Annotated in this window: 22 protein-coding genes; 12 read left to right on the plus strand and 10 right to left on the minus strand. The window is 35.6% G+C overall.

Translation table 11 applies throughout. The features are described from left to right. Positions 1–28 precede the first annotated feature (28 nt). The 5 genes from GVN22_RS12120 (at position 29) to GVN22_RS12140 (ending at position 6,015) form a co-directional block, all read left to right on the plus strand. Positions 29–709 (plus strand): DUF6089 family protein, encoded by a 681-nt coding sequence (locus GVN22_RS12120; protein ID WP_166551290.1) that lies wholly within the window; start codon positions 29–31, stop codon positions 707–709. Between the two features lie 352 nt (positions 710–1,061). Beyond that, positions 1,062–1,811, plus strand: coding sequence for an isoprenyl transferase (locus GVN22_RS12125; protein ID WP_166551291.1), 750 nt, complete (start codon positions 1,062–1,064; stop codon positions 1,809–1,811). Positions 1,812–1,894: 83 nt separating this feature from the next. Further along, the gene (gene bamA / locus GVN22_RS12130) at positions 1,895–4,504 is read left to right on the plus strand and encodes an outer membrane protein assembly factor BamA (RefSeq protein ID WP_166551292.1); all 2,610 of its coding nucleotides are present in this window, start codon (positions 1,895–1,897) and stop codon (positions 4,502–4,504) included. Positions 4,505–4,802: 298 nt separating this feature from the next. Continuing rightward, positions 4,803–5,414: an OmpH family outer membrane protein gene (locus tag GVN22_RS12135; RefSeq protein WP_166551293.1), complete on the plus strand. Its 612-nt coding sequence runs from the start codon at positions 4,803–4,805 to the stop codon at positions 5,412–5,414. A 22-nt stretch (positions 5,415–5,436) separates the two neighbouring features. Next, positions 5,437–6,015 carry an OmpH family outer membrane protein gene (locus GVN22_RS12140; protein WP_166551294.1) on the plus strand — a complete coding sequence of 193 codons (579 nt, stop codon included), beginning with the start codon at positions 5,437–5,439 and terminating at the stop codon, positions 6,013–6,015. A gap of 50 nt (positions 6,016–6,065) precedes the next feature. On the opposite strand, the gene GVN22_RS12145 is transcribed toward GVN22_RS12140, so the two are convergent. From GVN22_RS12145 to GVN22_RS12160, 4 genes are all read right to left on the minus strand, one after another. Further along, entirely contained in the window at positions 6,066–6,599 is a 534-nt protein-coding gene (locus tag GVN22_RS12145) for a GDSL-type esterase/lipase family protein (RefSeq protein WP_166551295.1), read from the minus strand. Between the two features lie 105 nt (positions 6,600–6,704). Continuing rightward, positions 6,705–7,259, minus strand: coding sequence for an isoprenylcysteine carboxylmethyltransferase family protein (locus GVN22_RS12150; RefSeq protein ID WP_166551296.1), 555 nt, complete (start codon positions 7,257–7,259; stop codon positions 6,705–6,707). 18 nt (positions 7,260–7,277) lie between these two features. Then, positions 7,278–7,949, minus strand: coding sequence for a lipoprotein signal peptidase (locus GVN22_RS12155; protein WP_166551297.1), 672 nt, complete (start codon positions 7,947–7,949; stop codon positions 7,278–7,280). Between the two features lie 182 nt (positions 7,950–8,131). Next, entirely contained in the window at positions 8,132–9,340 is a 1,209-nt protein-coding gene (locus GVN22_RS12160; protein WP_240915625.1) for a proline dehydrogenase family protein, read from the minus strand. 370 nt (positions 9,341–9,710) lie between these two features. Here GVN22_RS12160 and GVN22_RS12165 point away from each other — a divergent pair, with 370 nt between their 5' ends. After that, a complete protein-coding gene (locus tag GVN22_RS12165; RefSeq protein ID WP_166551298.1) occupies positions 9,711–10,805 on the plus strand; it encodes a chorismate mutase in 1,095 nt (364 codons plus the stop codon). Positions 10,806–10,928: 123 nt separating this feature from the next. Then, positions 10,929–12,179, plus strand: a complete 1,251-nt coding sequence (locus GVN22_RS12170) for a hypothetical protein (RefSeq protein WP_166551299.1) — start codon at positions 10,929–10,931, stop codon at positions 12,177–12,179. Positions 12,180–12,596: 417 nt separating this feature from the next. Here the strand turns inward: GVN22_RS12170 and GVN22_RS12175 are convergent, their stop codons facing one another. Next, positions 12,597–13,448, minus strand: coding sequence for a T9SS type A sorting domain-containing protein (locus tag GVN22_RS12175; protein ID WP_166551300.1), 852 nt, complete (start codon positions 13,446–13,448; stop codon positions 12,597–12,599). 741 nt (positions 13,449–14,189) lie between these two features. Between GVN22_RS12175 and GVN22_RS12180 the strand changes: the two genes are divergently transcribed. Next, positions 14,190–15,083, plus strand: a complete 894-nt coding sequence (locus GVN22_RS12180; protein ID WP_166551301.1) for an OmpA family protein — start codon at positions 14,190–14,192, stop codon at positions 15,081–15,083. A 248-nt stretch (positions 15,084–15,331) separates the two neighbouring features. Here the strand turns inward: GVN22_RS12180 and GVN22_RS12185 are convergent, their stop codons facing one another. The 3 genes from GVN22_RS12185 to GVN22_RS12195 form a co-directional block, all read right to left on the minus strand. Next, a complete protein-coding gene (locus GVN22_RS12185; protein ID WP_166551302.1) occupies positions 15,332–16,231 on the minus strand; it encodes an ROK family protein in 900 nt (299 codons plus the stop codon). 300 nt (positions 16,232–16,531) lie between these two features. Then, the gene (gene rsgA / locus GVN22_RS12190) at positions 16,532–17,461 is read right to left on the minus strand and encodes a ribosome small subunit-dependent GTPase A (protein ID WP_166551303.1); all 930 of its coding nucleotides are present in this window, start codon (positions 17,459–17,461) and stop codon (positions 16,532–16,534) included. Positions 17,462–17,527: 66 nt separating this feature from the next. After that, positions 17,528–18,811: a 3-deoxy-D-manno-octulosonic acid transferase gene (locus GVN22_RS12195; protein WP_166551304.1), complete on the minus strand. Its 1,284-nt coding sequence runs from the start codon at positions 18,809–18,811 to the stop codon at positions 17,528–17,530. Between the two features lie 172 nt (positions 18,812–18,983). Here GVN22_RS12195 and ytxJ point away from each other — a divergent pair, with 172 nt between their 5' ends. Next, positions 18,984–19,319, plus strand: coding sequence for a bacillithiol system redox-active protein YtxJ (gene ytxJ, locus GVN22_RS12200; RefSeq protein ID WP_166551305.1), 336 nt, complete (start codon positions 18,984–18,986; stop codon positions 19,317–19,319). Positions 19,320–19,559: 240 nt separating this feature from the next. On the opposite strand, the gene GVN22_RS12205 is transcribed toward ytxJ, so the two are convergent. After that, positions 19,560–19,973, minus strand: coding sequence for an OsmC family protein (locus GVN22_RS12205; protein ID WP_095161163.1), 414 nt, complete (start codon positions 19,971–19,973; stop codon positions 19,560–19,562). Between the two features lie 229 nt (positions 19,974–20,202). On the opposite strand from GVN22_RS12205, the gene GVN22_RS12210 reads away from it, so the two are divergent. From GVN22_RS12210 to GVN22_RS12220, 3 genes are all read left to right on the plus strand, one after another. After that, the gene (locus tag GVN22_RS12210) at positions 20,203–21,030 is read left to right on the plus strand and encodes a hypothetical protein (RefSeq protein ID WP_166551306.1); all 828 of its coding nucleotides are present in this window, start codon (positions 20,203–20,205) and stop codon (positions 21,028–21,030) included. A 90-nt stretch (positions 21,031–21,120) separates the two neighbouring features. Then, the gene (gene lipA / locus GVN22_RS12215; protein WP_166551307.1) at positions 21,121–21,996 is read left to right on the plus strand and encodes a lipoyl synthase; all 876 of its coding nucleotides are present in this window, start codon (positions 21,121–21,123) and stop codon (positions 21,994–21,996) included. A 254-nt stretch (positions 21,997–22,250) separates the two neighbouring features. Then, entirely contained in the window at positions 22,251–23,720 is a 1,470-nt protein-coding gene (locus GVN22_RS12220; RefSeq protein WP_166551308.1) for a hypothetical protein, read from the plus strand. A 37-nt stretch (positions 23,721–23,757) separates the two neighbouring features. Here GVN22_RS12220 and GVN22_RS12225 read toward each other — a convergent pair whose 3' ends face one another. Next, entirely contained in the window at positions 23,758–25,212 is a 1,455-nt protein-coding gene (locus GVN22_RS12225) for a hypothetical protein (protein WP_166551309.1), read from the minus strand. Positions 25,213–25,230 lie beyond the last annotated feature (18 nt).

A 25,230-nucleotide genomic window follows, 5' to 3' on the forward strand; every position in this document is an offset into this window, starting at 1 on the left:
CGTAAAAAAACTACTTTTCCATTATTTTATGACCAACTTGAGAGTTTATGTGTTGATTGTCGCCATTGCTAGTGTGTACTCTACGCAGTTGTGGGCTCAAAAAATTGAAATTGGTGCAGGATTAGGGGCAATGAACTACAAAGGTGATATTTCCCCAGATTTACAAATAGGCACGGCAAAGCTGGGGGGAAATTTGTTTTTTCGTTACAATCTCAAAAAAGATTTGTCATTTCGGGCAAGTGCTTTGATGGGAAGTATAGCTGGGGATGATAAAAATAGCAGTGACCCGTTCAATCAGCAACGAGGAAAGAACTTTTCAACCACCATCAATGAATTGAGTTTGACAGCTGAGTATAACTTTTTTAATTACCAGTATCATCGCTATCATAAAGATTGGTCTCCGTATGTTTTTGGAGGTGTTGGTTTTATGAAGTTTTCCCCAAGAGATAACCCTTCGGCTGACTACAAACAAAATCAGATTGTCTTGCCTTTTGGTGTGGGTATCAAATACAACATTAAAGGACCTTGGGATTTGAATTTGGAGTTTGGAACAAGGAAGACCTTTACAGATTATTTGGATAATTTAGGTGGAAATGATCCTTCTTTACCTAAAACACAACAAAACGATTATTCTAAAGGCGATATGTATTATTATACAAGTTTGACGCTGAGTTTTAAATTCATCAAAATTTATTGCCCACCAAACTAAGTTGCAGATTACAAGAGAAGAAACAAAAGAGGACTTATTTAAGCCTCAAAATATGATACCAGTGATGGCGCTCATTTAGGTAATACTAAATGGGCGCTTTTGATTTTTATAGTTCAAAGACCACTGGAAGTCCCCAATATGGCTTCCTGTCATTTTGAATAGGGGGTTTATTTCGTTAAATTTGCAATAATCTTAATAGATTCATGTAAATTAGAGGCTTTTAGGGCATTTTAGGATAGAATAGAGCTAGAGTTGAAAGCTTTTTGAAACCATCAAATTGGTTCAAAAACTAGCAAATGAGCGTAGAATAAGCCCTTTTGAATCCAACTGTTTGTTAAAAAGTGTTAAATCAGTGAAAGAACAATTAGACCGAAACAATCTACCAAAACACATAGCCGTTATCATGGACGGAAACGGCCGTTGGGCCAAGCAAAAAGGCTTTACTGATAGAATTTTTGGACATCGTAATGCCCTTAAAGCAGTTAAAGACGTGATAGAAGGCTGTGGCGAATTAGGAGTGAAATACTTAACGCTTTATGCTTTTTCTACCGAAAACTGGAATAGACCTAAAGCAGAGGTAGATGGTTTGATGAATTTGCTTGTAAAAACGATTAAAGAGGAGGTTCCAACGATGCACAAAAACAATGTGCGCTTGGACACCATCGGCGATACAAGCGCTTTACCTGATTATTCACGTAGAGAATTGTTGTCAGCTATAGAGGATACCAAAAATAATACAGGCTTAACAGTGATTTTGGCGTTGAGCTACAGTGGCAAATGGGATATTGTTAATGCAGCTAAGAAATTAGCACAACAAGTGAAGGAAGGTTCGATTGGTCTTGACGACATCAATGAATCCGTTTTTGAACTTTCACTTGATACAAAAGGTATCCCGAACCCAGATTTAATGATTCGCACAGGTGGCGATCACCGTATAAGTAACTTTATGCTTTGGCAACTAGCTTATGCGGAACTCTACATCTTTGAGGATCTTTTCTGGCCAGATTTCCGTCGTGAGCATCTACATATTGCGATTGGCGATTATCAGGCAAGAGAAAGAAGATTTGGCCGAACATCCGAACAGATTAAAAAAAGTATATAAAACAAAGAGCGTGTCACAGAATAGTTAGCCAAAGGTATGCCACACACAACATACCTCTAATTATGACTAACAAAAACTATACAATGAAGAAATATTCCTTTCTGTTTTGCTTAACCCTTCTTTCATTTATTACGCAAGCTCAGTTGAGATTTGGTGGTATGGGGCGTCCTGCAACTCCAGCTCAAACAGAGCTTAACTATGCTTCACCTCAAGAGTATGAAATTGCGGATATCGTGGTAACGGGTTCTAAATTTTATGATGGAAACTCGATGATTACCCTTTCGGGGCTTCGCGTTGGCGATAAAATCAAAGTACCTGGAGATGCTGTTTCTTCTGCTATCAAGAAATTAATGGATCAAGGTATTCTTGAAGAGGTAGAAGTACAAGCTGCGAAAATCGAAGGTGATAAAATTTGGTTAGTGATCCACCTAAAAGAACGTCCACGTCTTTTCAGAATCGAATATAACGGTATCAGAAAAGGAGAACAAGAAACGCTTTCTGATAAAATTAAGACCTATAAAGGTAAAATTATTACAGCCACAGTAAAGAAAAATATTGAGCTGGCTATCAAAAAGCATTATCAAGAAAAAGGATATCTGAATGTAGGTATCAAGATTGCAGAAAGAACAGATACTTTGCGTGGTAACAATGCTACCATGAAGATTTATATTAAGAAAGGCGATAAAGTAAAAATCTCGAAAATTGAGTTTGATGGTGTGTCAGAAATGAAACTTAGCACTTTGAAACGCAAGTTGAAAGGAACTAAGGAAAAGAAATTTTGGAGAATATTTACTCCTTCAAAATATGTCCCTAAGAAATTTGAAGAAGACAAAGGCAAGCTGATTGAGTACTACAATAAAAAAGGTTATCGTGATGCTCAAATTTTGAAAGACTCAGTATTTAAGGATAGCGATAAAACGGTAAAGGTGATTTTCAGAATGGAAGAAGGTCGTCAGTATCACTACCGTAATATTTTCTGGGAGGGTAACTATATCTATCCTGACTCAGTACTTACTGAAATTTTAGGGGTTAAGAGAGGTGATATCTACAATACAGAAGATTTAGAAAAACGCTTGAACGGAAAACCTCAGGAAGACGTAAGTTCGGCATACATGGACAATGGTTATTTGTATTTCCAATGTGAACCAGTTGAAACGGCCGTAGTAGGTGACTCGATCGATATTACTTTCAGAATCACTGAAGGTAAACAAGCAACTATCAACAAAGTAATTGTAAATGGTAATACCAAAACTTCTGACCACGTAGTAATGCGTGAGATTAGAACATTGCCAGGACAAAAATTCAATAAGTCGGCGATTATTCGTACAGTTCGTGAATTATCAACAATTGGATACTTCAACCCTGAAAAGATTACGCCAAACCCAATTCCAAAAGCGGATGGTACGGTAGATATTGAATACAACGTAGAAGAAAAACCTTCTGACCAAATTGAATTGTCTGGTGGTTGGGGTGGTTATATCGGATTCGTGGGTACGCTAGGGGTAACTTTCAACAACTTCTCTGCCAAAAATATTGGTAACTGGGAATCTTGGAAACCACTTCCTTCAGGTGATGGACAAAAATTATCAGTACGTTTCCAAGCGAATGGCGTTGCTTATCAAAACTACTCATTGTCATTTACGGAGCCTTGGTTAGGTGGTAAAAAGCCAAACTCATTCTCTGTAACCTTGAGCCGTAATATCTCGTATCCGTATAAGATTCAGCAATACAATTATTTGTCTAACCCTTATGCTTACGGTGGCTATGGTTATGGATACGGCTATGGATATGGTACAGGAACATCAACGTCGACTTTGACAACAGCACAACAGGATAGTGCTACAACTGCTCAAAACAGTGCTCACTTCAACAGTACAAGTTTGTCGTTTAGCTTAGGAAAACGTTTGAAATGGCCTGATGACTATTTCTCATTGAGTAACTCACTTTCATTATCATTGATTGATATTGCGGGCTTAGGTTCAAGTTATTATGGATACCCAGAAGGAAAATCATTGTCAATTGCTTTTGTAACAAACTTGTCTCGTAACAGTATTGACAACCCAACTTTCCCTCGTTATGGATCTAGTTTCTCATTAACAGCATCTTTAACACCTCCATACTCGTTAATAAGTGGTAATACCAATAGTACTTTGATTGAATATCACAAATGGATGTTTGATGCCAGTTGGTTTACCGCAATTACTAGTAAGCTAGTGTTCCACATGCGAACGCACATGGGTTTCTTGGGTAGTTATAACCCTAACAAAGCAATCTCTGTATTCGAGCGTTTTGACGTAGGTGGTTCGGGTATGATGACAGGTTATACGATTGCTAGCCGTGACATTATTGGTTTGAGAGGTTATAAAGATCGTATTTTAGGTTCGCAAGGAACAGTGCCAAATGGTGGAGTTGCTTACAATAAGTTTGTAATGGAAATGCGTTACCCAGTATCGCTTAACCCATCGGCAACGATTTTCTTATTAGCTTTTGCTGAAGGTGGTAACAACTTTGCCAATTATCAAGAATACAACCCATTCAAGTTGTATAAATCAGCGGGTGTTGGTGCACGTATCTTCATGCCAGCGTTTGGTATGATTGGTATCGATTATGGTTGGGCATTTGATAAAGTTCCTGGTGTGTCAGATTTTGGTCGCCAAGCCTTTACTTTCTCAATCGGTCAACAAATCCGATAGTTTATTGATACTTAGCGAAGGGTAATAGGAATTATGGTTCTTATTACCCTTTGTTTCTGTAAAGGATAGAATCCATAGTTTCTGAAGGAGTTTTATCAGTAGTAATTTTACACTTGGCAAATTCAGTATATATTTGTTAATCTCTGAATTTAGGGAATTCAAGATTCAATATTACGAAGAGCTTCGACGTTAATGTTCTACCAAATGCTAATCAGGAACTGTAGATGCCACCTCAATTAATACATTTATAAGCACATACAGAACCTTCCTTAGTTTCAACTAAATAACCCTTATCACCGTGAATAAGCAGATTTTTTTACTAATTTTGGTTTTCTTTAGTGCTTGTATGAGTAGCTTCGGACAAAAGATTGGCTATATCGATACAGAGTACATTACTTCCAAAATGCCTGAATATCAAAAGGCACAAGAAGATATAGAAAAACTCACGACTAAATGGGTGAAGGAAATTTCTGAGAAAAACGAGGAAGTTGCCAAACTCGAAAAAGCGTATCGTGCCGAAGAAGTATTGCTTACAGAGGAAATGCGTCAGCAGAGACTCCGAACCATCGCTGATAAAGATAAAGAGGTAAAAGATCTTCAAAATCGAGTATTTGGATTGAATGGAGAGCTTTTTAAGAAGAAACAAGAAATTATGCGTCCTATTTTGGACCAGATTGTGAAGGCTACAGAAAAAATCGTTAAGCTAAAAAGACTTGATTTTATCTTTGATAAAGCCTCTGATAGTCTAGTAATGATTTACACAAACCCTACCCATGACTATACCGATTATGTGATGGAAGAATTGGGTATCTCGGTTGAACAGTTAAAGGAAAAAGAAAAAGAAGAACAAAACAATGCCAAAGAGGAGCCAGCAGGAAACTCAAAAGCGAAAACAAACAAAAAAAACTAATTAACAAATCCAAATGACAAAAATGAAGAACAAATTTTTTATCGCCTTGTTTGCTATTGTGGCATTGGCTACCTCTAACGTAAATGCACAAACAAAAATTGGTTACATTAGCTTAGATTACGTATTGAACCAATTGCCAGAAGCAAAACAAGTAGAAGCTGAATTGAAAACTACGCAAACTCAATATGAAAACTTGTTGCAAGGTAAAATCAAAGATTTTCAAGCTAAATATGCTGATTACGAAAAAAATCAAGCTACTATGAATGACGTAATCAAAGCTGACAAAGAGAAAAACTTGCAAAACCTTCAAAACGAGATTGAAGAGTTCCGTCAATCTTCAGCAACTTCTTTGCAAAAGAAACAAGCTCAATTGTTGCAACCATTGTTGAAAAAAATCGAAGACAATATGCACGTAGTAGCTAAAGAAAATGCTTACACTTACGTATTCAACTACGATGCTGGTCAAGGTACAACACCAATCGTATTGCATGCTCCAGACGATGCTAATATCTCTGATCTAGTATTGAAGAAAATGGGTGTAACTCCTAAGCCAGTAACTGCTGCTCCAGCGGCAACTACTCCAGCTGCTCCAAAGAAATAATCGTTGATTTTTCGATAATAAAAAAGCCCAAGATTTATCTTGGGCTTTTTTTATGGGGTGCTTGTAATTAATTCTAACAACATTTCAGACCAGACTTGATAGGCATTTTTTTGTAAATGAACGCCATCAATACTATAGGCACTCAATAAAAAACCATTTTCGCTAAGTTTAGTATTTATATCGCAGAATGGGATTTTTTCTCGATTACAGAGCCGTAACAAACCTTCATTGAGTTCTTTTACCTTTTGATTAATTTCAGCCTGATTTTCGGTATATATACAGCTATTGATGATAAGTTGGATAGACTGTTTCTTTGACTGCTGAATAAAGAACGCATAATTATCCAGAATATGCTCTACAGGTACTCCCGAAAATAAATCATTAATTCCACCATTCAGGATAACGAGCTTTGTTTTTTCAGGAAACCCTTTACCTATATTCCATCTTATTTGTTGCGTAATTGCCCCTCCATAAGCTTGATTACTTATATCAAGCCTTCCCAACCATTTACTCCAATTTTCTTGTGCAAGAATAGAGTCTCCAAGCAGGAGAATTGTAGCATTTTCTGGAAATAACTTTTGCATAAACTTATCAGAGTGCTTTCTTAAAAGCCAAAAAAAAGCTGCTACAAACAGAAGGTTGAGCAGCAAAGATATTTTGAGAGCAAGTTTCATTTTCGAGTAGACTTCCTACAGTTTTGGAATTAACATAGGAACTTCCTTTTGGTATTTTTCATAAGTTTTACCAAAAATTTGAACCAACTTTTTTTCTTCAAAATAAATTCCAATACGAATATAAGCGGTCAAAGCCAATGCCATAGCAAGATTGTTGGCTGTTCCTGTGATACCAAATACCCCCCAGACAATAACAAGCGTGCTCAAATAGAGTGGGTGTCTAACAACACTCATAAGACCATCAGTGATTAGTTGAGCAGGAGCCTCGGCCTGTATACCTAGAAATGCTTTTAAATCGTACTGTTTGAAGGAAATAAATAACATATAAACACCCAGAATAATCATTAAGCCTCCAAAAATATTATTAGCAGTGCTTGTAGGCATTAATAACTGAGAAGGGGTTGTTATTTGAAAATATAGGATAGGAATCATTAGTACTACAGAAAGTATTGTATATGCCAATCTGTAGTAAGGAAAGTTAATTTTATTTTTTACTTCATTGGATGCTAAAACAGAATGAAGAGTTCCATACACAATCCATAATATGCCAATGATAATTTCTATTTTCATATTTTTATCAATTTATAGCTATTCTTGAGAAGATACAGGTTCACTTGTATCAGTGGCGTTAATGTCAGTATTCTCTGTTTGTTCTACTTGTACAGGTTTTGCTTCCAAAGAGGCAAAGAAAGTATTTTGCCAGATCATAATAGCCATCACACCACAGAAAATCGCAGCATCGGCAAAATTGAATATCGGCGTTGAATACCAACTTCCTCCCCAAACAGGAACCCATTCTGGAATCCATCCTTGATAGAAGTCAAAGAAAAACATATCAATTACTTGACCATGAAACCATGGGGTAGGAGAGTCATACGGAGCATTGTGTAATAATACACCATAAAATGTACTGTCAATTACGTTTCCAATTGCTCCACCCAAAATAGCTGCAATACTCCAAAGCAAACCCTCATGAGCGTTCTTTTTAGCAAGTTTTGTTAGATAATAACCAATACCAATCATGGCAAAAACTCTGAAAAGACTCAATACAATTTTGCTATATCCTTGCGGAAGAAAATCAAGCGTAATACCGAACGCCATTCCTTTATTAAGAACGTAATGAAGTTTAACAAAATCGCCAATGATAGGAACTTCGTTGCCTTCATATTTCAAAAAATGATAAATAGCAAGCTTAATAATTTGGTCGATGACGATAAGTAAGAAAGTAAGCCAAAAATATTTGTATGGGGAACGAAACATTTTGTTTAGAATTTTGCCACATCAAAACTCTCACAAGTCCATGAGCTAGGTGGCAGTTAGTACATTAAATGGTTGAACAAACCCGAGGGGTTGCTTTTGAATCGCAAAGGTACAAAATAAAAACGCCACGATGACAAAATAGCTCGTGGCGTTTTTATTTTTATTCTTTAGTAAATCATCTACTATCTTTTCTGACGACGTACCATCTCTTTTTTAATCAAAGTAAACTCACGACTTGCTTGTCCAGCTACAGAGGTATTTTCGGCAGCACGACGGAACAAATAAGGCATAACGGCTTCTACAGGGCCATACGGAACATATTTGGCAACATTGTAGCCTGCGTGAGCTAAATTGTAAGAAATGTTGTCGGACATACCCAATAACTGTGCAAAATAGAAATGTTTGTCCTTGGCGTCAATTCCGTTCTTTTCCATTAATTGCGCTAAATACTTACAGCTATATTCGTTATGAGTACCTACACAAATCGAAATAGCATCACGATTTGTTACAGCATATTCAACGGCTAGATTAAAATCTTTGTCTGTATTTTCCTTTGTTTCGTGAACAGGCTCGCAGTAGTTACCTTCGTGAGCACGTTGTCTCTCTTTTTCCATGTATGCACCACGAACAAGCTTTACCCCTAGCAAATACCCCTTTTCACGAGCAGTTTCAGTAGCACCTTTCAAATTCTCAAGCATATCTTTACGATACATTTGGAACGTGTTATAAACAATACATTCTTGCTTGTTGAAGCGAGCCATCATGTCGTAAGTCAGGGCATCAATTGCATCTTGAATCCAAGATTCCTCAGCGTCAACAAAAATACGAACATGCAGTTCAGCAGCTCTACTACACAAATCAAACATTCTTTGGTGAACTCTTTCAAATGCAGAAGATTCTTCGGCAGTCAATGGAACTTCACTTTGTACTTTTTCAAGTAATTCAGTACTGCTAATACCTGTTACTTTGAAAACGGCGAAGGGAATAGCACTATTATTCTGCGCTTTTTCAATAGTTTTGAGGATTTCTTCTTTTGTAAGCTCAAAACTAGATTCACTATCTTCTCCCTCCACGGAATAGTCCAAAATTGTGCCAATCTTAGCTTTGTCCAAATTTTCTATTGCTTTATTGCATTCCTGCAATGTTTCGCCTCCACAAAACTGTTCGAATACAGTAGATTTAATCAGTTTTTTGATAGGAAAATGAAGAAAAATGAATAGTTTGATAAAAAAAGTTCCTAACTTTACAAGCCAGTTCTGATTCATACTTGCAAAGATGAGATACATCTTCTTTAATTGTAAATCAGATTTGTCTGAAAATGCGATAGACATGTCCTCAAAGGATATTTTATCGGCCTTCATCATCGGTTGTGAAATGGATGTTTTAGTCATGTTCAAAGACGAAAAATCGACTAATATGTTGTTAAATGGTGATCGAGTTTTCAAATAATGTTTTAATTAAAAACCCGTTAGTATCACATTGTTAAGTAGTGTGTTAATTGCTTAAAATTAATTAAAACGTGCAAATATAGTATATTAGAATAATACAAAAATACATTGGGGTAGGATTTTTTTATTAATCCCCTGTTTGGTTAGAATTTGCAGTTCTTTTGGTGTTAGAACTGGAACCTATCTGAGCTCAATCAAATTGTCATTATGAAGCAAAGATAATAGTAATCTTTGAAGTTGCGTGATGCTTTATTGATATCCTAGTGTATCATGTAAGTTTATATTTTTTTACTTGAATTAATACTGTTTGCCAATGAACGCAAATTTAGACGTAGTGCCGATGCAGGAATGGATTAATACTGACGGCAAACCCTTAATTATTGCAGGTCCTTGTTCTGCTGAAACAGAAGAGCAAGTACTTGAAACAGCCAACCGAATCAAAGCGGAAGGTTATGCACACATTATGCGTGCAGGTGTATGGAAGCCACGTACTCGTCCAGGTAGTTTTGAAGGCATGGGAGAACCAGCTTTACAATGGTTAGCTGAAGCAAAGAAACAAACTGGATTACCATTAGCAATTGAGGTAGCAAATCCTGAACATATTGAGTTAGCATTGAAATATGGTGTTGATGTATTGTGGATTGGTGCAAGAACAACTGTAAACCCATTCAACGTACAAGATTTAGCTGATGCATTGAAAGGTGTTGATATTCCTGTATTAGTGAAAAACCCAGTTAACCCAGACTTAGCTCTTTGGGTTGGTGCTTTTGAACGTTTACAAGGTGCTGGTATCAAGAAAATTGGTGCTATCCACCGTGGTTTCTCTAATGCTCAGGAAACAAAATATCGTAACTCTCCAATGTGGCAAATGGCCGTTGAGATGAAACGTTTGTTCCCACAATTACCAATGATTGGTGACCCGTCGCACATGGCAGGTAAGCGTTCGTTGTTGATGGAATTGTCACAACGTATTCTTGACTTGAACTACGATGGTATGATTATCGAAACTCACCGCGATCCAGATAAAGCTTGGTCTGATGCTTCTCAGCAATTGACTCCTGAAGCTTTAGGCGAAATGTTGCGTGAGCTTGAGGTTCGTAAAGCTAACTATGGCGTTGAATTTACAGACGAATTGGCTGGCTTGCGTGCTAAAATCGACAATATCGACCGTGAGTTGATGGAGGTTTTGGCAGCTCGTATGGCAGTAGTTGAGAAATTGGGCGAATACAAGCGTGATAACAGCGTTGCTGTATTGCAATTGGATCGTTGGAAACAAGTACACGCTGATCGTGCAAAACAAGCTTCTGGCTTAGGTTTGTACCCTGAATTTGTTGAAGAATTATTCAAACTTGTTCACTTAGAGTCTATCAGAAAGCAAACTGAAGTTATGCACTCTTCTTTGGCATAATCTAGCTCTGAGCAATAAATAAAAAAGTGGTTGTCATGAAAATGGCAACCACTTTTTTTTCGGCATTGATTATCTCGGGAAAAACCTCTATTTTGCCTTTTCCATATCATACCCGTATAGTCTATGAAAAATACACTACTAATTCTATTCAATCTTCTGTTTTTGAATAACTTACTGACGGCACAAGTAGCTAAAGCTGACGATAGTAATGGGGTATTTTGGAAGCCTATTGTCGAAATGGACGATAAGCTTTATCCTTCCTATGTACTTGCCAATGTCAATCGGAATTATCTGAAAGATAATGATACGCCTCAAGACAAGAAAACCTATTTTGGCGATAGTGAAGGGCAATTTGGAATAGAAATTACCTATTTAAAATTGGGACCTGCAAATGTAAAATTGGTTATAGAATGCCCCAAAATAATGGAAACAAGCTCGTTTTCTGTTTACTTAAATGGCAAAAGTTCGAAATATCAGATTTTTCCAGAGATTGCCTACAAATGGGATGTTTTGACCAATATCGCACAACCTTTTCCTGTTAATGTCAACTACTATGTATATGTCAATGATGTATTAAAAGAAAAGCAAACCAAAATTGTGACTGTCAGGAGTATTAACGATTGTCCGTTTATTTTTATTCATAGACAAAAAGTAATACATGATATGAATTTTATGTACGCAGCTTATGTCAACGAAAATCATCCTGTAATTACCAATCAGCTTATGCCTGAAATTATGCGTACTGGAATTGTAAACAGTATTACAGGGTATCAGACAAACGATAGAATGGAGGTGCTTAGACAAGTATTTGCCGTTTGGAACGTGTTGCGACAAAGAGGCGTAAAATATAGTTCTTTAGTATCATCGAATAACGAACCTGCTCAAAAATATCCCTTAGTAGTTCATCAATTTGTGAGAAGACCTAGTGAATCACTGGCTTCGCAGCAAGCAAATTGCGTAGATGGAACGGTGCTTTTTGCTTCCATTTTATATAGAATGGGAATTCATCCATTGATTGTGACAACTCCCAATCATTGTTGGTTGGGGTTTTATACTAATGCTCAACACACAGATACGATGTTTTTAGAAACTACTATGATGGGAAGTTCTTTTTCGGCTGATCAACTTGAAACGGCAAAGGGTCTTGATATTTATAGCCTCATACTAGATCGACTATATCCTGATTCTTATAAAACCTTCTTACTCGCAGTGAAAGTTGGATTTTCGAATTATTCGAAGGATAAAAATAAATTTCTAGTGGACTCGAAGGTAAAGTTTTTACCAGAAAATGCGGATATAGAACCTTTACAATACCAGATTTTTGAAATAGAGCGATATAGGAGAGAAGGGCTTTTGCCGATAATCTCAAATTAACTAAAAGGAAGTTATCAGTTAATAATTTTATTACTGGACAAAACGAGAAAGTGAGATTCAGGTATATAGACTTTTTCACTGAATTTTTAAAAACAGTTTAAAACTGTTAAAAAAATGAGTCCAAGACAAAGTCTTGAACTAGGAACTTTCATTTTGTCCAGTAATCAGGTTAATAATATATCAGTTATTAGAATGTGTTAATAATCAGAAAGATACAGTCAATGTATACCACAGATATATTATTAGTGTAATTTTTCCTGTTGCTTATATCTTAATCATTATTCTGGCAGTAGAGACGCAATCATTGCGTCTCTACTGCCAGAATACAATTTTTAAATTAATCACTCATTCATTCAATCGCTAAATCACTAAATTAGGGATGACTCATGTGTCTCTGATATCTAGTTTAATAAATTTTTATTCATGTCTTACTACTAATTTTTCTACAACTGGACTACCTACATTTTGACTTACACGAACGAAGTACATTCCTGAGCGAAGGTTTTCTACAGAGATTGTAATATTATTTTGATTTCCTGCCAAAGCTTCCTGTTGATAAACGGTTCCATCCATTCCAATCACTGCTAGCTCATTAGCACGTGCTGATACTTCTGGACTAAGATTTACTTTAGCATAGCTAGTAGTTGGGTTCGGATATAATTGCAAACTCATAGCGCTTACATTTTCTTGTGTATTTACCTTGAAATCAGTAACTGATAAAGAAGCATTATTGGTATGTGCTACAAAACGGATGTTTTGAGTACCTCTTGGCAATTCACTAATATTAAAAGACAGGTTTTGCCAAGCGCTATTTGATTCTATGAATAGCACTTCTTTTGAGGTTAATAGTTTTCCGTAAGCATCGTAAGCTTGATAACTAAATCCAGCATTGTCCGATAATGTTTTCGCTTGAAGATTCACCGTATAATTAGCGTTGTCGTTAGTCAAACGATAATCAAACCAAGCACTAAAATGATTGGCGAAGCTCTGAGGGTTTAGTACTAAAGCACTTTTTCCTAATTCGCTTCTAAATTGGGTAGATTGAGCTGGTGTTGCTTTCCATCCAAGCGTCTCTATTCGTTGTCCAATAATATTGAATGATGTTATTAGCGAAAAATAAATGATAATCGCAGAATGTAAGAAATTTTTTGGTACGATTATTGTAGCTCTTTTAAGCAAAGACGCATATTTGTCCGAATGGGAAGGCGTACATGCAGATACACCATACCCTGAGCTTTGACGAGCAAAGCTTACCAGTAAGTTTGTCATAAGTAGGAGTGGGCAAAAATGTTTTACAGGTATTAGTTTGTTTTAAGGGCAACTAATACACTGCACAGAATAGCTACTCAATAATGACCGTGCAGGGTTACATTGATTTAGCATTCTGAAAATTATTCCATACTCAGCTAGTGCATTCAATTTGAGTGTGCAGCCCAAAATAATGTGCTAGTTGAGTTAATTTTTTGTCCGATGTGCAGTCGAACATAGATTTTATTATGGTTTTTGTGCAGAAAACCATAATAAACAAATATATCAAAAGCGTTTGATAATGAAATAACCTTGTAATCAGTTATTTGTAAATAAGCTAACGAAGAAGCCAAAATACTTAATTTTAAGTATTTTGGCTTCTTCGTTTTACTTTGGTATAACTAATAAATTGAGGGGTAAAAATGTGCACGCATCAATACTTATATAGCCTTAATAAGGATAGTTTAAGAAATTTTAAGGTATTTTTAATCTACCGAAAACTCATCCAAGAATCTAGCACAGTAGAAATTAAATCTTAGAAAATTATTAAAATATACTACTGTAAATGAGGTAGTTATCGATAAATGAAATTGAAAAGTGCAATTGCTTTTCTATTTTTGCTGAGTTTTTCCGAAATTTGTACGTAAAATAAAAATGCAATAAAAGCAGGTCAAAGATGGTTAGAAACTTAGAAAACGTTTTGTAACTTTATTCGACCTTAAAAAAAGCATTGCTTTTGTACAATTAACATCAATTTTTATCATGAAAAAATTAGTTCTTTTTATTGCGCTACTACCTCTAGTATCGTCTTGCGTAAGCAAGAAAAAGTTTGCTGAGGCGCAGGCTAAGCTTGTAGAACTTGAAAAAAGCAGAGACGAAGCTCTTGCTAAAATTAAATCTGACGCTGCTGATTGCGACAAAAGAGTAGGTGACTTGCGCGCTGACTTGCAATCAAAAGACAATGATTTGAATGCAAAAACTAAACAAGTGAAGGATTTGTCAGATCAAGTTGATTACTTGAAAAAGACAAACACAAACTTGTTAGATCGTTTATCTGATTTATCAGTTGTTAGTAAGTCTGGTGCTGAGAGCATTAAGAAGTCTTTGGATGCTTTGAACGATCAAAGCAAATATATCCAAAACTTGAACTCTTCTATCCAACGCAAAGACTCTATCAACTTGGCATTGGTAATGAGCTTGAAACGTTCATTGGCTGATGTTAATGATGATGATGTAACTGTTGAAGTGAAGAAAGGTGTTGTTTACATCTCTATCTCTGACAAAATGTTGTTCCGTTCTGGTTCATCAGAAATCAACGCGAAAGCTGAAGCTGTGTTAGAGAAAGTTGCTAAAGTTGTAAACGATCATAAAGAACTTGACATCTTAGTAGAAGGCCACACTGATAGTGTACCTATCTCTACTGAATGTGTGAAAGATAACTGGGATTTGAGTGCTAAACGCGCTACTTCTGTTGTTCGTTTGTTGCAATCTAAATTTAGCGTTGCTCCTGAGCGTATGACTGCTGGCGGTCGTTCGGAATACTCTCCGAAAGAAAACAACGACAATTCTGCTGGTCGTAAGTTAAACCGTAGAACTGAAATTATCGTAACTCCTAAATTGGATCAATTCTTCCAATTGTTGACTAACGGTAAATAATTTTAATTACTATGTAAAAAGGGTTGGAAGCGATTCCAACCCTTTTTTGTTTTTGTATCATTAAACAACAATGCAAAATGAAATTGAATTGTTGGGCTTTCTAAAATCTGCTATGAGCGCACGGCAAAATGCTTGCATGGTTTTCTAAGAAACTATGGCATAGAGCCTATGGCAGGTAAAGTATCCGTCGAATTTTGATATTGTCCTTCTGATGGTAACAGATATACGATTAACAAATACCTTCCTGATTACAAAAGTGCCGCACCAAAAACGCCTGCACTATCACCTAATAATGGTTTTACGATTGGCGTTGTGATTTTTTTATCGTTAAAAATATATTTCTTAATTCGCTCATATCCTTCTGTGTAAAGCAAATCAATATTGCCTACACCACCACCAATCACAATTAGGTTAGGGTCTAAAACATTGGTCAATGTAGAAATCGCACGACCAAAATATTCAAGTAGTCTCTCGATAGTTGCAGTAGCAACGGGGTCGATACCTGCCTCGTGGCGTTCAAGTATTTCTTTGAGTTTTAATGGTTTTTCTGCATTATCGGCATAATACTTTTCTAAGGCAGGACCAGCAATGACCTTTTCGACACAACCTGATTTGCCACAATAGCATGGCTCACCATTTTCTTCAAGGATATTATGCCCCCATTCACCACCAATGCCGTGTTGTCCTCCAATTACTTTTCCATGAACCACTAATCCACCACCAACTCCTGTACCCATGATAACTCCAAATACAACTTCTGCATTAGGGTAGTCTTTACCTGCCCCCATCAAAGCTTCTGCAAGTGCAAAGCAGTTGGCATCATTAGCAAGTTTGACTGGTATGCCTAACACTGCTTCAAGGTCCTTATTCATAGGATTCCCATTCATGCAAACTGTATTACAGTTTTTCATAGTTTGAGTAGCAGGGTCAAGCACTCCAGGCGTGGCAAAGCCAATTTTCTGAGGTCTTTCGCCAAGTTCATCGGCTACTAAATCGACTAATTTTTTGATTTGAGAAATAATATGCTCATATCCTTTGTCTGCTTCGGTCGGAATCCTCTTACGAATCAAAACATTCATATTATCGCTGCTCTCTAATACAGCACATTCGATTTTGGTTCCGCCCAAATCAATACCCCAAAGTTTCATTTTCTTAAATTTGTTAGAATAATTAGTTTAGATAGAAATTGAGTAATAGTCATTGTTAATAGCTAATTATGAGTTGAATTATGAATTAATAGTGTAGGAAGGAAAAACTATCTATTTCGGATATCGGATTGCGGAAATGTAACTTATTTTTTAAATTAAATTTTGTAAAAAATAACGGTATAATTCCATATTCCCGAAATCAGAAATCCAAAATCTGCAATAGCTTGAAATCCTTCATACACTACTAACTCACAATTCATCACTCAAAACTCAGCATTAATACTAATGAAGCTCTTTTGATTATCTTCTGTTGTCGTCGTCATCCATCATTGACAGATAACTCATATAGCGACTTGCCGCTATTTTGCCCTCTCCAACAGCTTCGATTACAGCACATTTGGGTTCGTTAATATGCTGGCAATTGTTGAATTTACATTCTCCCATAAGTGCTCGCATTTCTGGGAAAAAATGTGAAAGTTCTTCTTTTTCAATATCAATGAGTCCTAACTCTTTAATGCCTGGCGTATCGATGATAAAAGAATTATCAGCTAATTCGAACATCGTGGCAAAAGTGGTTGTATGAACTCCTTTATTGGCAAAATTGGAAATCTCTGAGGTTTTTAAGTCCAAATGTGGAGCAATCTTATTGACTAAAGTTGACTTTCCTACACCCGAATGACCTGAAACTAGAGAGATTTTATCCTTCAATAAATCTCTAAATCCATCTATCCCAATGTTTTCTGGCACAGATGTGAAGATACAAGGATAACCAATTTCTTCGTACATGGCGGCCATGTCGGCAAGCTCATCTTTTTCTTCTTCCGAAAGTAAATCTACCTTATTGAAAACGATTGTTACTGGAATTCTGAAAGATTCTGCTGAGACTAAAAAACGATCGATAAAGCCTTGTGATGTTCTGGGATAATTGAGCGTGGCAATGATAACCGCTTGGTCAAGATTGGCAGCCAAAATATGCCCCTGAGCAGTTTTGTGTACCGATTTACGAATGATATAATTTTCTCTTTGTTCAATTTCGTAGATAATCACCGTATTTTCAACGGTATCCTCGATAGTGAACATTACTCTGTCGCCTACAGCGAGTGGGTTTGAAGTTTGAAGTCCTTTGATTTTGAACTTACCCTTCAAACGACCTTTCCAGACGTGCTTGTCTGAGTCGGCCATTATCTCGTACCACGAGCCTGTTGAGCGTATGACTAATCCTCTGTGCATATATTAAATCGTAAGAAAAGTAATTCATTCGAAACGTATTTCTTCTTGCAATTACTTTTCAGTGAGTCACTTATTCGTTGTCTGAATAAGATTTTTTACAAAATTGATAATGGTTTGAGTGCTTCCAATATTACTTTTAACATAGGTTAAAATCTTGTCAGAAACCTCTTTTCGTTTGTTGAAATCTTGATATAAACTGGTGAAAATACTTTCAAAAGTTTGAGTGTTATCAATTACCTGAGCTCCTCCTATGGCAATCAAATCCATGGCCTCCTGGAATTTGGTATAAACCTTATTTCCAAAAAAGATAGGGAGTCCAAAAGTGGCTGCCTCCAAAGTATTATGTAAACCTTTACCATAAGCTCCTCCAATCCAAGCATAATCGGCGTATTGATAAAGCGATGAAAGCATTCCTATATTATCGATAAATAGTATTTCGGCGTTGTTTAGTTCTTTACCATTCAGAGCTTCAGAATAGCGAATACTTGGCTTTTTGAGCTGTTTTTGCCATTGTACGATTTCTTCTGGATGAATTTCGTGAGGCGCAATGATTACCTTTAATGGATGTGCAAAACTATTGATAAGAGGGCAAATTACGTCAAAATCTTGTTGCCAGCACGAGCCAACAATTAAAGTTTGAGTATCGTTTTTAAACTGTTCTGCAATAGGAATTACTCTTTTGTTTTGAGCAATTTGAGCAACTCGGTCAAAGCGGGTATCACCTGCAATACTTACATTTTCTTGAATTTGAATACCGGTTAAATGAGATGCCGACTTTTCGTTTTGTACAAAAATATGAGTTAATAATCGCAGAATACTACGATTGAATTCACCATAAGATTTAAAGTAAACCTGATTTTCTCTAAATATAGTCGAAAATGAAATACTTGGAATGTTGGCTTGTTTGAGACAATTCAGATAGTTATACCAAAACTCATACTTTACAAAAAATGCCACCGTAGGATTGATAAGTTCCACAAAGCGCTTGGCATTACTTGGAGTATCGGCTGGAAGGTAACAAATAAAATCTGCCCCTTCGTAATTTTTTCTAATCTCGTATCCAGAAGGGGAGAAGAAGGTTAGTAATATGTGATGATTGGGAAATTCTTTTTTATATGCTTCAATCACAGGACGACCTTGCTCGAATTCTCCCAAACTTGCACAATGAAACCATGCAATAGAAAGTGGGCTTTGTGATTTTTGACGAGCTTGTGTTAGTTGATATTCGAGTTTTTCGAAAAGTCCCTCTCGACCCTTGAGCCATAGCTGAGCCTTTTGATTGAAAGGACTTACCAGACGAATTAGCCATTGATACAGCTCAATCGATAAATTATATAGTACTTTTGCCAATGCGTTATTAGAATTGTATCATGAAATTTGAATCAAATTTACTAGGATTTCGTTTAGCAATAAAACAATTATAAAAGACAAACAACAAAAATACCATAATCCTTGATAGAAAAATGATAATTAGGTCATAGATAGGTTATCATTTTGGTATCTGTAACACATATTTTACCCCATGAACTGGAATCAACTAACCACAGTAGAGCAATTACAAGCCATTAAAGAAGAGTCATTTAATCAACCAGTGTTGATTTTTAAACATAGTACTCGTTGTTCAATTTCATCTACAGCCTTAAGTCGTGTTGAGCGTAATTGGAAACAAGAAGCAGTTGGCGAATTAAAGCCTTATTATTTGGATTTGATTGCTAATAGACCCGTATCAAATGCTATTGAAGAGGTATTCGGCGTAGAGCATCAGTCGCCACAAGTGATTCTAATCAAAGACGGAGCAAGTGTGTATGATGCTTCACACTTCGATATTCGTTTTGAAGAAATTGCAGAAACAGTCTAACGATTTCGGATTGGAGATTTCGGATTGACGATTAGAAATTAAATGGCTTTTGAGTGTAATCTTTGCAAATCGCTGACATCGGAAATTATAAAGGCTACCTAATGCAAATAGGTAGCCTTTATAGTTTTTATCCCAAAAATCTTTGGGTAAAATGGATGAATTTCTTTGAAAATTAGGCAAGTATGCCCTAAGAATACTTTCTAATAACGGGTACACTGCTAACAAATAACATTCATTTACCTATAGCCATTGAATATCAATTACTTGTTCGACATCAGGATGAAGGCTCAACGATACAGGACATTTGTGTGCTGTATTTTCTAATTTTTTAATATGTGCATCGTCCAAGGCAACATTTGTCTTCATTTTCAGGTTAATCTCTAAGCGAGCGATTCTGCGTGGAGGAGTTTGAGACATGATTTTGGTAACCTCAACCTCCGAACCTGCTAATTCGATACCATCTCTTTGGGCAACGATTGCCATCGTTGTAAGCATACAAGTCCCCGTGGCAGTAGCTACCAAGTCGGTTGGAGAAAATGCTTCGCCTTTGCCCATGTTGTCGGTAGGTGCGTCGGTAATTAACTGATTGCCTGATTGTAAGTGAGTAGACTCTGTACGAAGTTCTCCAAGGTAAGTTGTTTTTACTGTGGGCATATTAATAGAGTTGTTATGATGATTGTAAGAAAAAGGTAATTTTAATTGAAAATAACCAAGCTCCAAAATAAATTGCTTTATATTTCGTATTGCTTAAGAAGCATTGGCTTTTGTTTTTCTTGAATACAAAGGTCAATATTTGTATTACCGAAATTTCCTGTTTACTTTTCCTAAAATTACTCAAAAACCTTGATTTTTGATGATTTTAGGCTAAAATGAAAAGTTTATCGTGAAAAAAACTACCCAATATTTAGCAATGAGTTTACTGTTGATGGCTTGGTCAAATTTGTCACAAGCGCAACGTAGAAATACTCCTGCCAACACAACAACAACTACTACTACCAAGTCTGCTGCTCCTAACCGTGCGCCTTCTGCCAAACCTAAAAAAGAGGTGGATGAAGAAAACTTTAACTCGATTTTCTCGGTGGGAATCACTACTAATACCAATTCTGGATTATTGGGCGGTTTTATGGTACGCAAAGAAATCGTTATCGACAATGGTGCGGCACGTAGACAGATGCACTATTTCAACGTCGAATTGGTGAATGTAGATAATTATCAAGAAAGTACGCTTCATGCTGGAGGAAATGGCTCGGGCTATGCTTATGGCAAAAAGAACTATTTGTTTGCTTTGCGACCGCAGTACGGTCGTGAAATAAGCTTGTTCCGAAAGTCTTCAGATGGTGGTATCAATGTGAACGGGTTCATTGCTGCTGGTCCAACACTTGGTTTCTTGAAGCCTTATTACGTAGATGTGTACTACGGAAGAGGCTATTTGGTAAGCGAACCTTATGATCCCAATGTTCATTCTATCAATAATATTGCTGGAAGTGGAGGCTTTTTTAAAGGATTTGGTAATATGAAATTTACGCCAGGAATCAATATCAAAGCTGGTTTGAATTTTGAGCTGGATGCTTTCCGTCAGAGCAACATTAGCCTTGAAGTGGGCTTTTTAGCTGATATTTATAGCAAAAAGGTAGAAATTATGGCACTTTCTGATAATCAAAGTGTCTTTACTTCGGGATATTTGACAATTTTCTTCGGGGGTAAAAAGTAAGTTCGTATTTTTGCACATTGTTGAATCAAAAATAGGGTAGAGTTTGTTAGAAGTATAGATTACTTTTTCAACATACCTCAATTTATTGTAATGATAGAACTTCCAGTAGTAGCTCCTAGTGCTACCAAGCATAACAAGAAACCAGATTGGTTGAGAGTAAAATTGCCAATCGGTAAAGAATACGCAAAAGTTCGTAGTATTGTCGACGAATATAAGCTACATACCATCTGTCAATCAGGGAATTGTCCAAATATGGGCGAGTGTTGGGGAGCAGGTACAGCTACCTTTATGATTTTGGGTAATGTTTGTACTCGTTCATGTACATTTTGTGCGGTGGCTACTGGTCGTCCAAACGAATATGATGCTGATGAGCCACGTCGTGTAGCTGAGGCTATTAAGTTGATGGGAGTAAAGCACGCTGTTATTACTTCAGTAAACCGTGACGAATTGAAAGACCGTGGCGCTGAAATTTGGTATCAGACAGTGGTACAGGTAAAACAAGAGTCTCCAACAACTACCATCGAAACGCTGATTCCAGATACAAAAGGTAATTGGGATGCCCTATATCGTATGATTGAAGGTGGACAAGAGGTGGTTTCGCATAACATGGAAACGGTTGAGCGCTTGTATCGCAATGTTCGCCCTCAGGCAAAATATGCGCGTAGTTTGGAACAAACTAAACGTACCAAAGAATTTGGTAAACGTACCAAAACTGGTATTATGTTAGGTTTGGGAGAAACTAAAGAAGAGGTTTTCAAAGCGATGGACGATTTAGTGGAAAATGGCTTAGATGTTTTGACTTTGGGACAATACTTACAACCAACTAAAATGCACCATGAAGTAATTGAGTGGATTCACCCAGATACTTTTGCCATGTATAAAGAAGAAGGTTTGAAAAGAGGTATCCAGTATGTTGAGTCAGGTGCTTTGGTGCGTTCAAGCTACCATGCCGAAAGACATATCTAGATATAATAGATTAATGGAATAATTATAAATAGGTAGTAAGTGTAATACTAATACTTACTACCTATATTTTCTTTTAGGGGTTTATAACATGGCCATGTTATGTATATTAACCTTTTTTCAAGTGACTTTTTAATTTTTAAATACTGTTTGTTTTGAGTTGGTCGTTAAATACTAGTAGAAATGTAAAAATCTAAAAGGTTCTAAACATAATATTTAAAGTAAAAAAGTATTTCTGACTAAATACAAATTTATACATGATGTATTTTACCAATGTAAACCTGAGAATTACCTCTCTAATTTATTTATTTATACCCAATTTAATCTTTACTGGTGCATGGTTTAAAGATATAATATCACTTCCTCTTGCATGCTTGTTACTACTTTTTGTTTTCGACTCAGTTAAATCAGAATTAAATCAAGATAGGCTTTCTGTTCAAACTACCTACCTTCCTTTAAAAGATATTGTAATTTTATTATTGTTAAGTTTAGGGCTCTGCCTTGTCTTTGGAATAGGAGAATATCGCCAACAAACTGTTGACTGGGGTACCAATAACTTTAAAGTTTATGATTTGGTAAATTATAAATGGCCAACATATTATGAAAAATACAATACTTTCTCTAGTTATTATTGGGCATACTATTTACCAACGGCTTTTCTAGGAAAACTACTAGGAATAGCATCTTGTAGATATATCATTTTGCTATGGTCTTGGATAGGCGTTTTTTTGATTTTGATAGGGCTGTATAAAATTGGGAAGGGATTAAAATTTGTTTTTTTATTTTTACTTTTCAATAATGGAAACACTTTGATGTTTATTATTCAGATGTTGAATATTCCATATTTGAATCAATTTATAATAAATAGTAATGTTCGACTAGCTGATTTTAATATAACATTCTGGTCACCAATGATAGCATCTCTACAATGGGTGCCACAGCATTTAATACCTGCAGGTGTAACAACATTGCTAATATTAAACTCAGAAAGTAGTAAAAATTACAAACTTGAAATTTTAATATTGCTTTGTAATATTATTTGGAGTCCCTTGATTTGTATAGGCTTACTTCCTGTAGTAATTGCTAGGTATTTTGATAAAATTACTAATCCTCAATTTTATAAATTATTACCTTATTGTTTACTAATGATTGTGCCATTTATTCCCTCTATCTTGTATCTTACCTCTAATAGGGCGATTGGGTTGAGTGATACAAATGGCTTTATTTGGACAAAAAGTAAATTTTGGATAGAAGGTTATTTAGCCTTTTGGTTATTAAATATTGCTGTATGGTTTTTTTTAATAAAAGAATCATTGAAATCTTCCAAGTACAAACAATATTTATTTTGTTCTTTAGTTGCATTCGCTTTACTACCATTATATAGGGTAGGAATGTTTAATGATTTGTTACTAAGAGGGATAATTCCTTCTACTTTTGTACTAGGGGTTTTTATTATACAACAATTAATAAATTTGAAAATTCGAAGCTTCAAATTTATCGTCTATACCTTGTTACTATGCTTTTTGTCGGTTCCCTCTTTTATCAGAATTCTTGAAGGAATTAGGCCTAGTTCTCCTGTAACTTCTATTGCATCTCCTTTTCAAGGAGATATGAAAAATACAATGGATTTTTTAAAGGAAGTATATACGGAACGAGCATTAGTACAATATCAATTACAATCTGATTCGTTTTGTGAGAAATATTTATTGGATACAGCAAAAGATTAGTTGTATTATATAGATGGTAGAGATGATCTACCATCTATTATTTTTTTAGAAGATAATTTTCAAAAAAGCTTCCCTTTTTCAATAAATACTGTTCCCCTTCTTGTTGTGAATAGTTTTTTATTAAAACTTCATACATATCCCCAGAATCGGTCTTTTTAGGTATTGTTCCTGTTAGTTGATTATTACTCAATTGAAAAAGCACAATTTTAAGTAATGGAATAGTAACCAATATATATATTATAAATAGAAGACCTTTTTTATATAAGTTTGGGGCTTGTACGATTTGTGAACAAATATAAATTGAAAAAATGAACATTAAAGGGATATTTCCTCTAGCCATCAGATCATTCCAAACTCCATATTTTGTTAGACATAAAAGACAGAAAACAATGATGCTAACATAGAATAAATATGATAGTTCTTCTGGTAGTTTTGCACTAAATTTTGTAACTAGGAATATAGCAATAAAAAGGAATCCAATTTCGGAAAGAAGATAACCTACTAAAATAGCGAACCAGTTAGCATTATAGTTCCATACAAATCCACTTACTCCAGAGCTAGAAGTTGCTGATAGATAAATTGCAATAGGAGCAAGGAATAAAAAAATTAAAATACCAATCCTAACAAAACTTACAAACTCATTTAACACATGGGAATGTTTTTTGAACAGAATTAACAGATATAAAAGTGAGGCTATAAGTGTAGGGAAAGGCGCCCAAAAAAATGAGCAAGAAATATAAAATAATGGCAATTTTATATTGTCATTTTGGGCCGAAATTAGAATGACAATAGTACACAATAGACTTGGAATAATTTGATTTGGAACCCACATAGCACTACCAAAAATTGAATAGGCAACGTAATATATTTGATCAGGGTTGGCTGAGATTAATAAATTAGAATGAATAAATTTTTGATTGATATAAAAGACAAAGCTATAACTACCTGAAAAGAACAAAGATAGAATTAATACCTTTAAATCTTTTTGTAGATATAGATATATTAACGACATACTAAAAAACATACCTAATGTTGCCCATAAAATCCAGATAACGTTTGTAATAAATACGTTAGCAAATATTTTACTGAAAAATGCTGGAGCTAAGTAATATCCAAAGTAATAACATGGATAACGATTAACTTTTGCATAAGTAAACGGCCAATCATACTTAACTAAATCTTGAATTTTGGCAGTATGTCCAATATAATCTCTGATTTGACTTGCAAAGTCTCCAACACCTGAAAGAAGCACTATTGTTAATGATAATATGAATAGTAAAACCAGTTCGTTCAGATAGAGACTTGAATAATGTTTACGATTTCCTAACGTGGTATTAAATTGTTTTACTACAATAAGAAATGCTGTGATAGAAATAAGTGCAAAAATCAATTTTACCCAAGTTGTGATGAACAGAATGCAGGGAAAAGCTAAAAAAAGAAAAGAACCAAATAATAGCGTTTTTTGAGAAGTAATAACCTTATTGGAGTACATTATTTACAATATTAGAAA

Source organism: Cellulophaga sp. BC115SP (assembly GCF_009905545.1).
GTDB classification, from domain to species: domain Bacteria; phylum Bacteroidota; class Bacteroidia; order Cytophagales; family Spirosomataceae; genus Flectobacillus; species Flectobacillus rivi.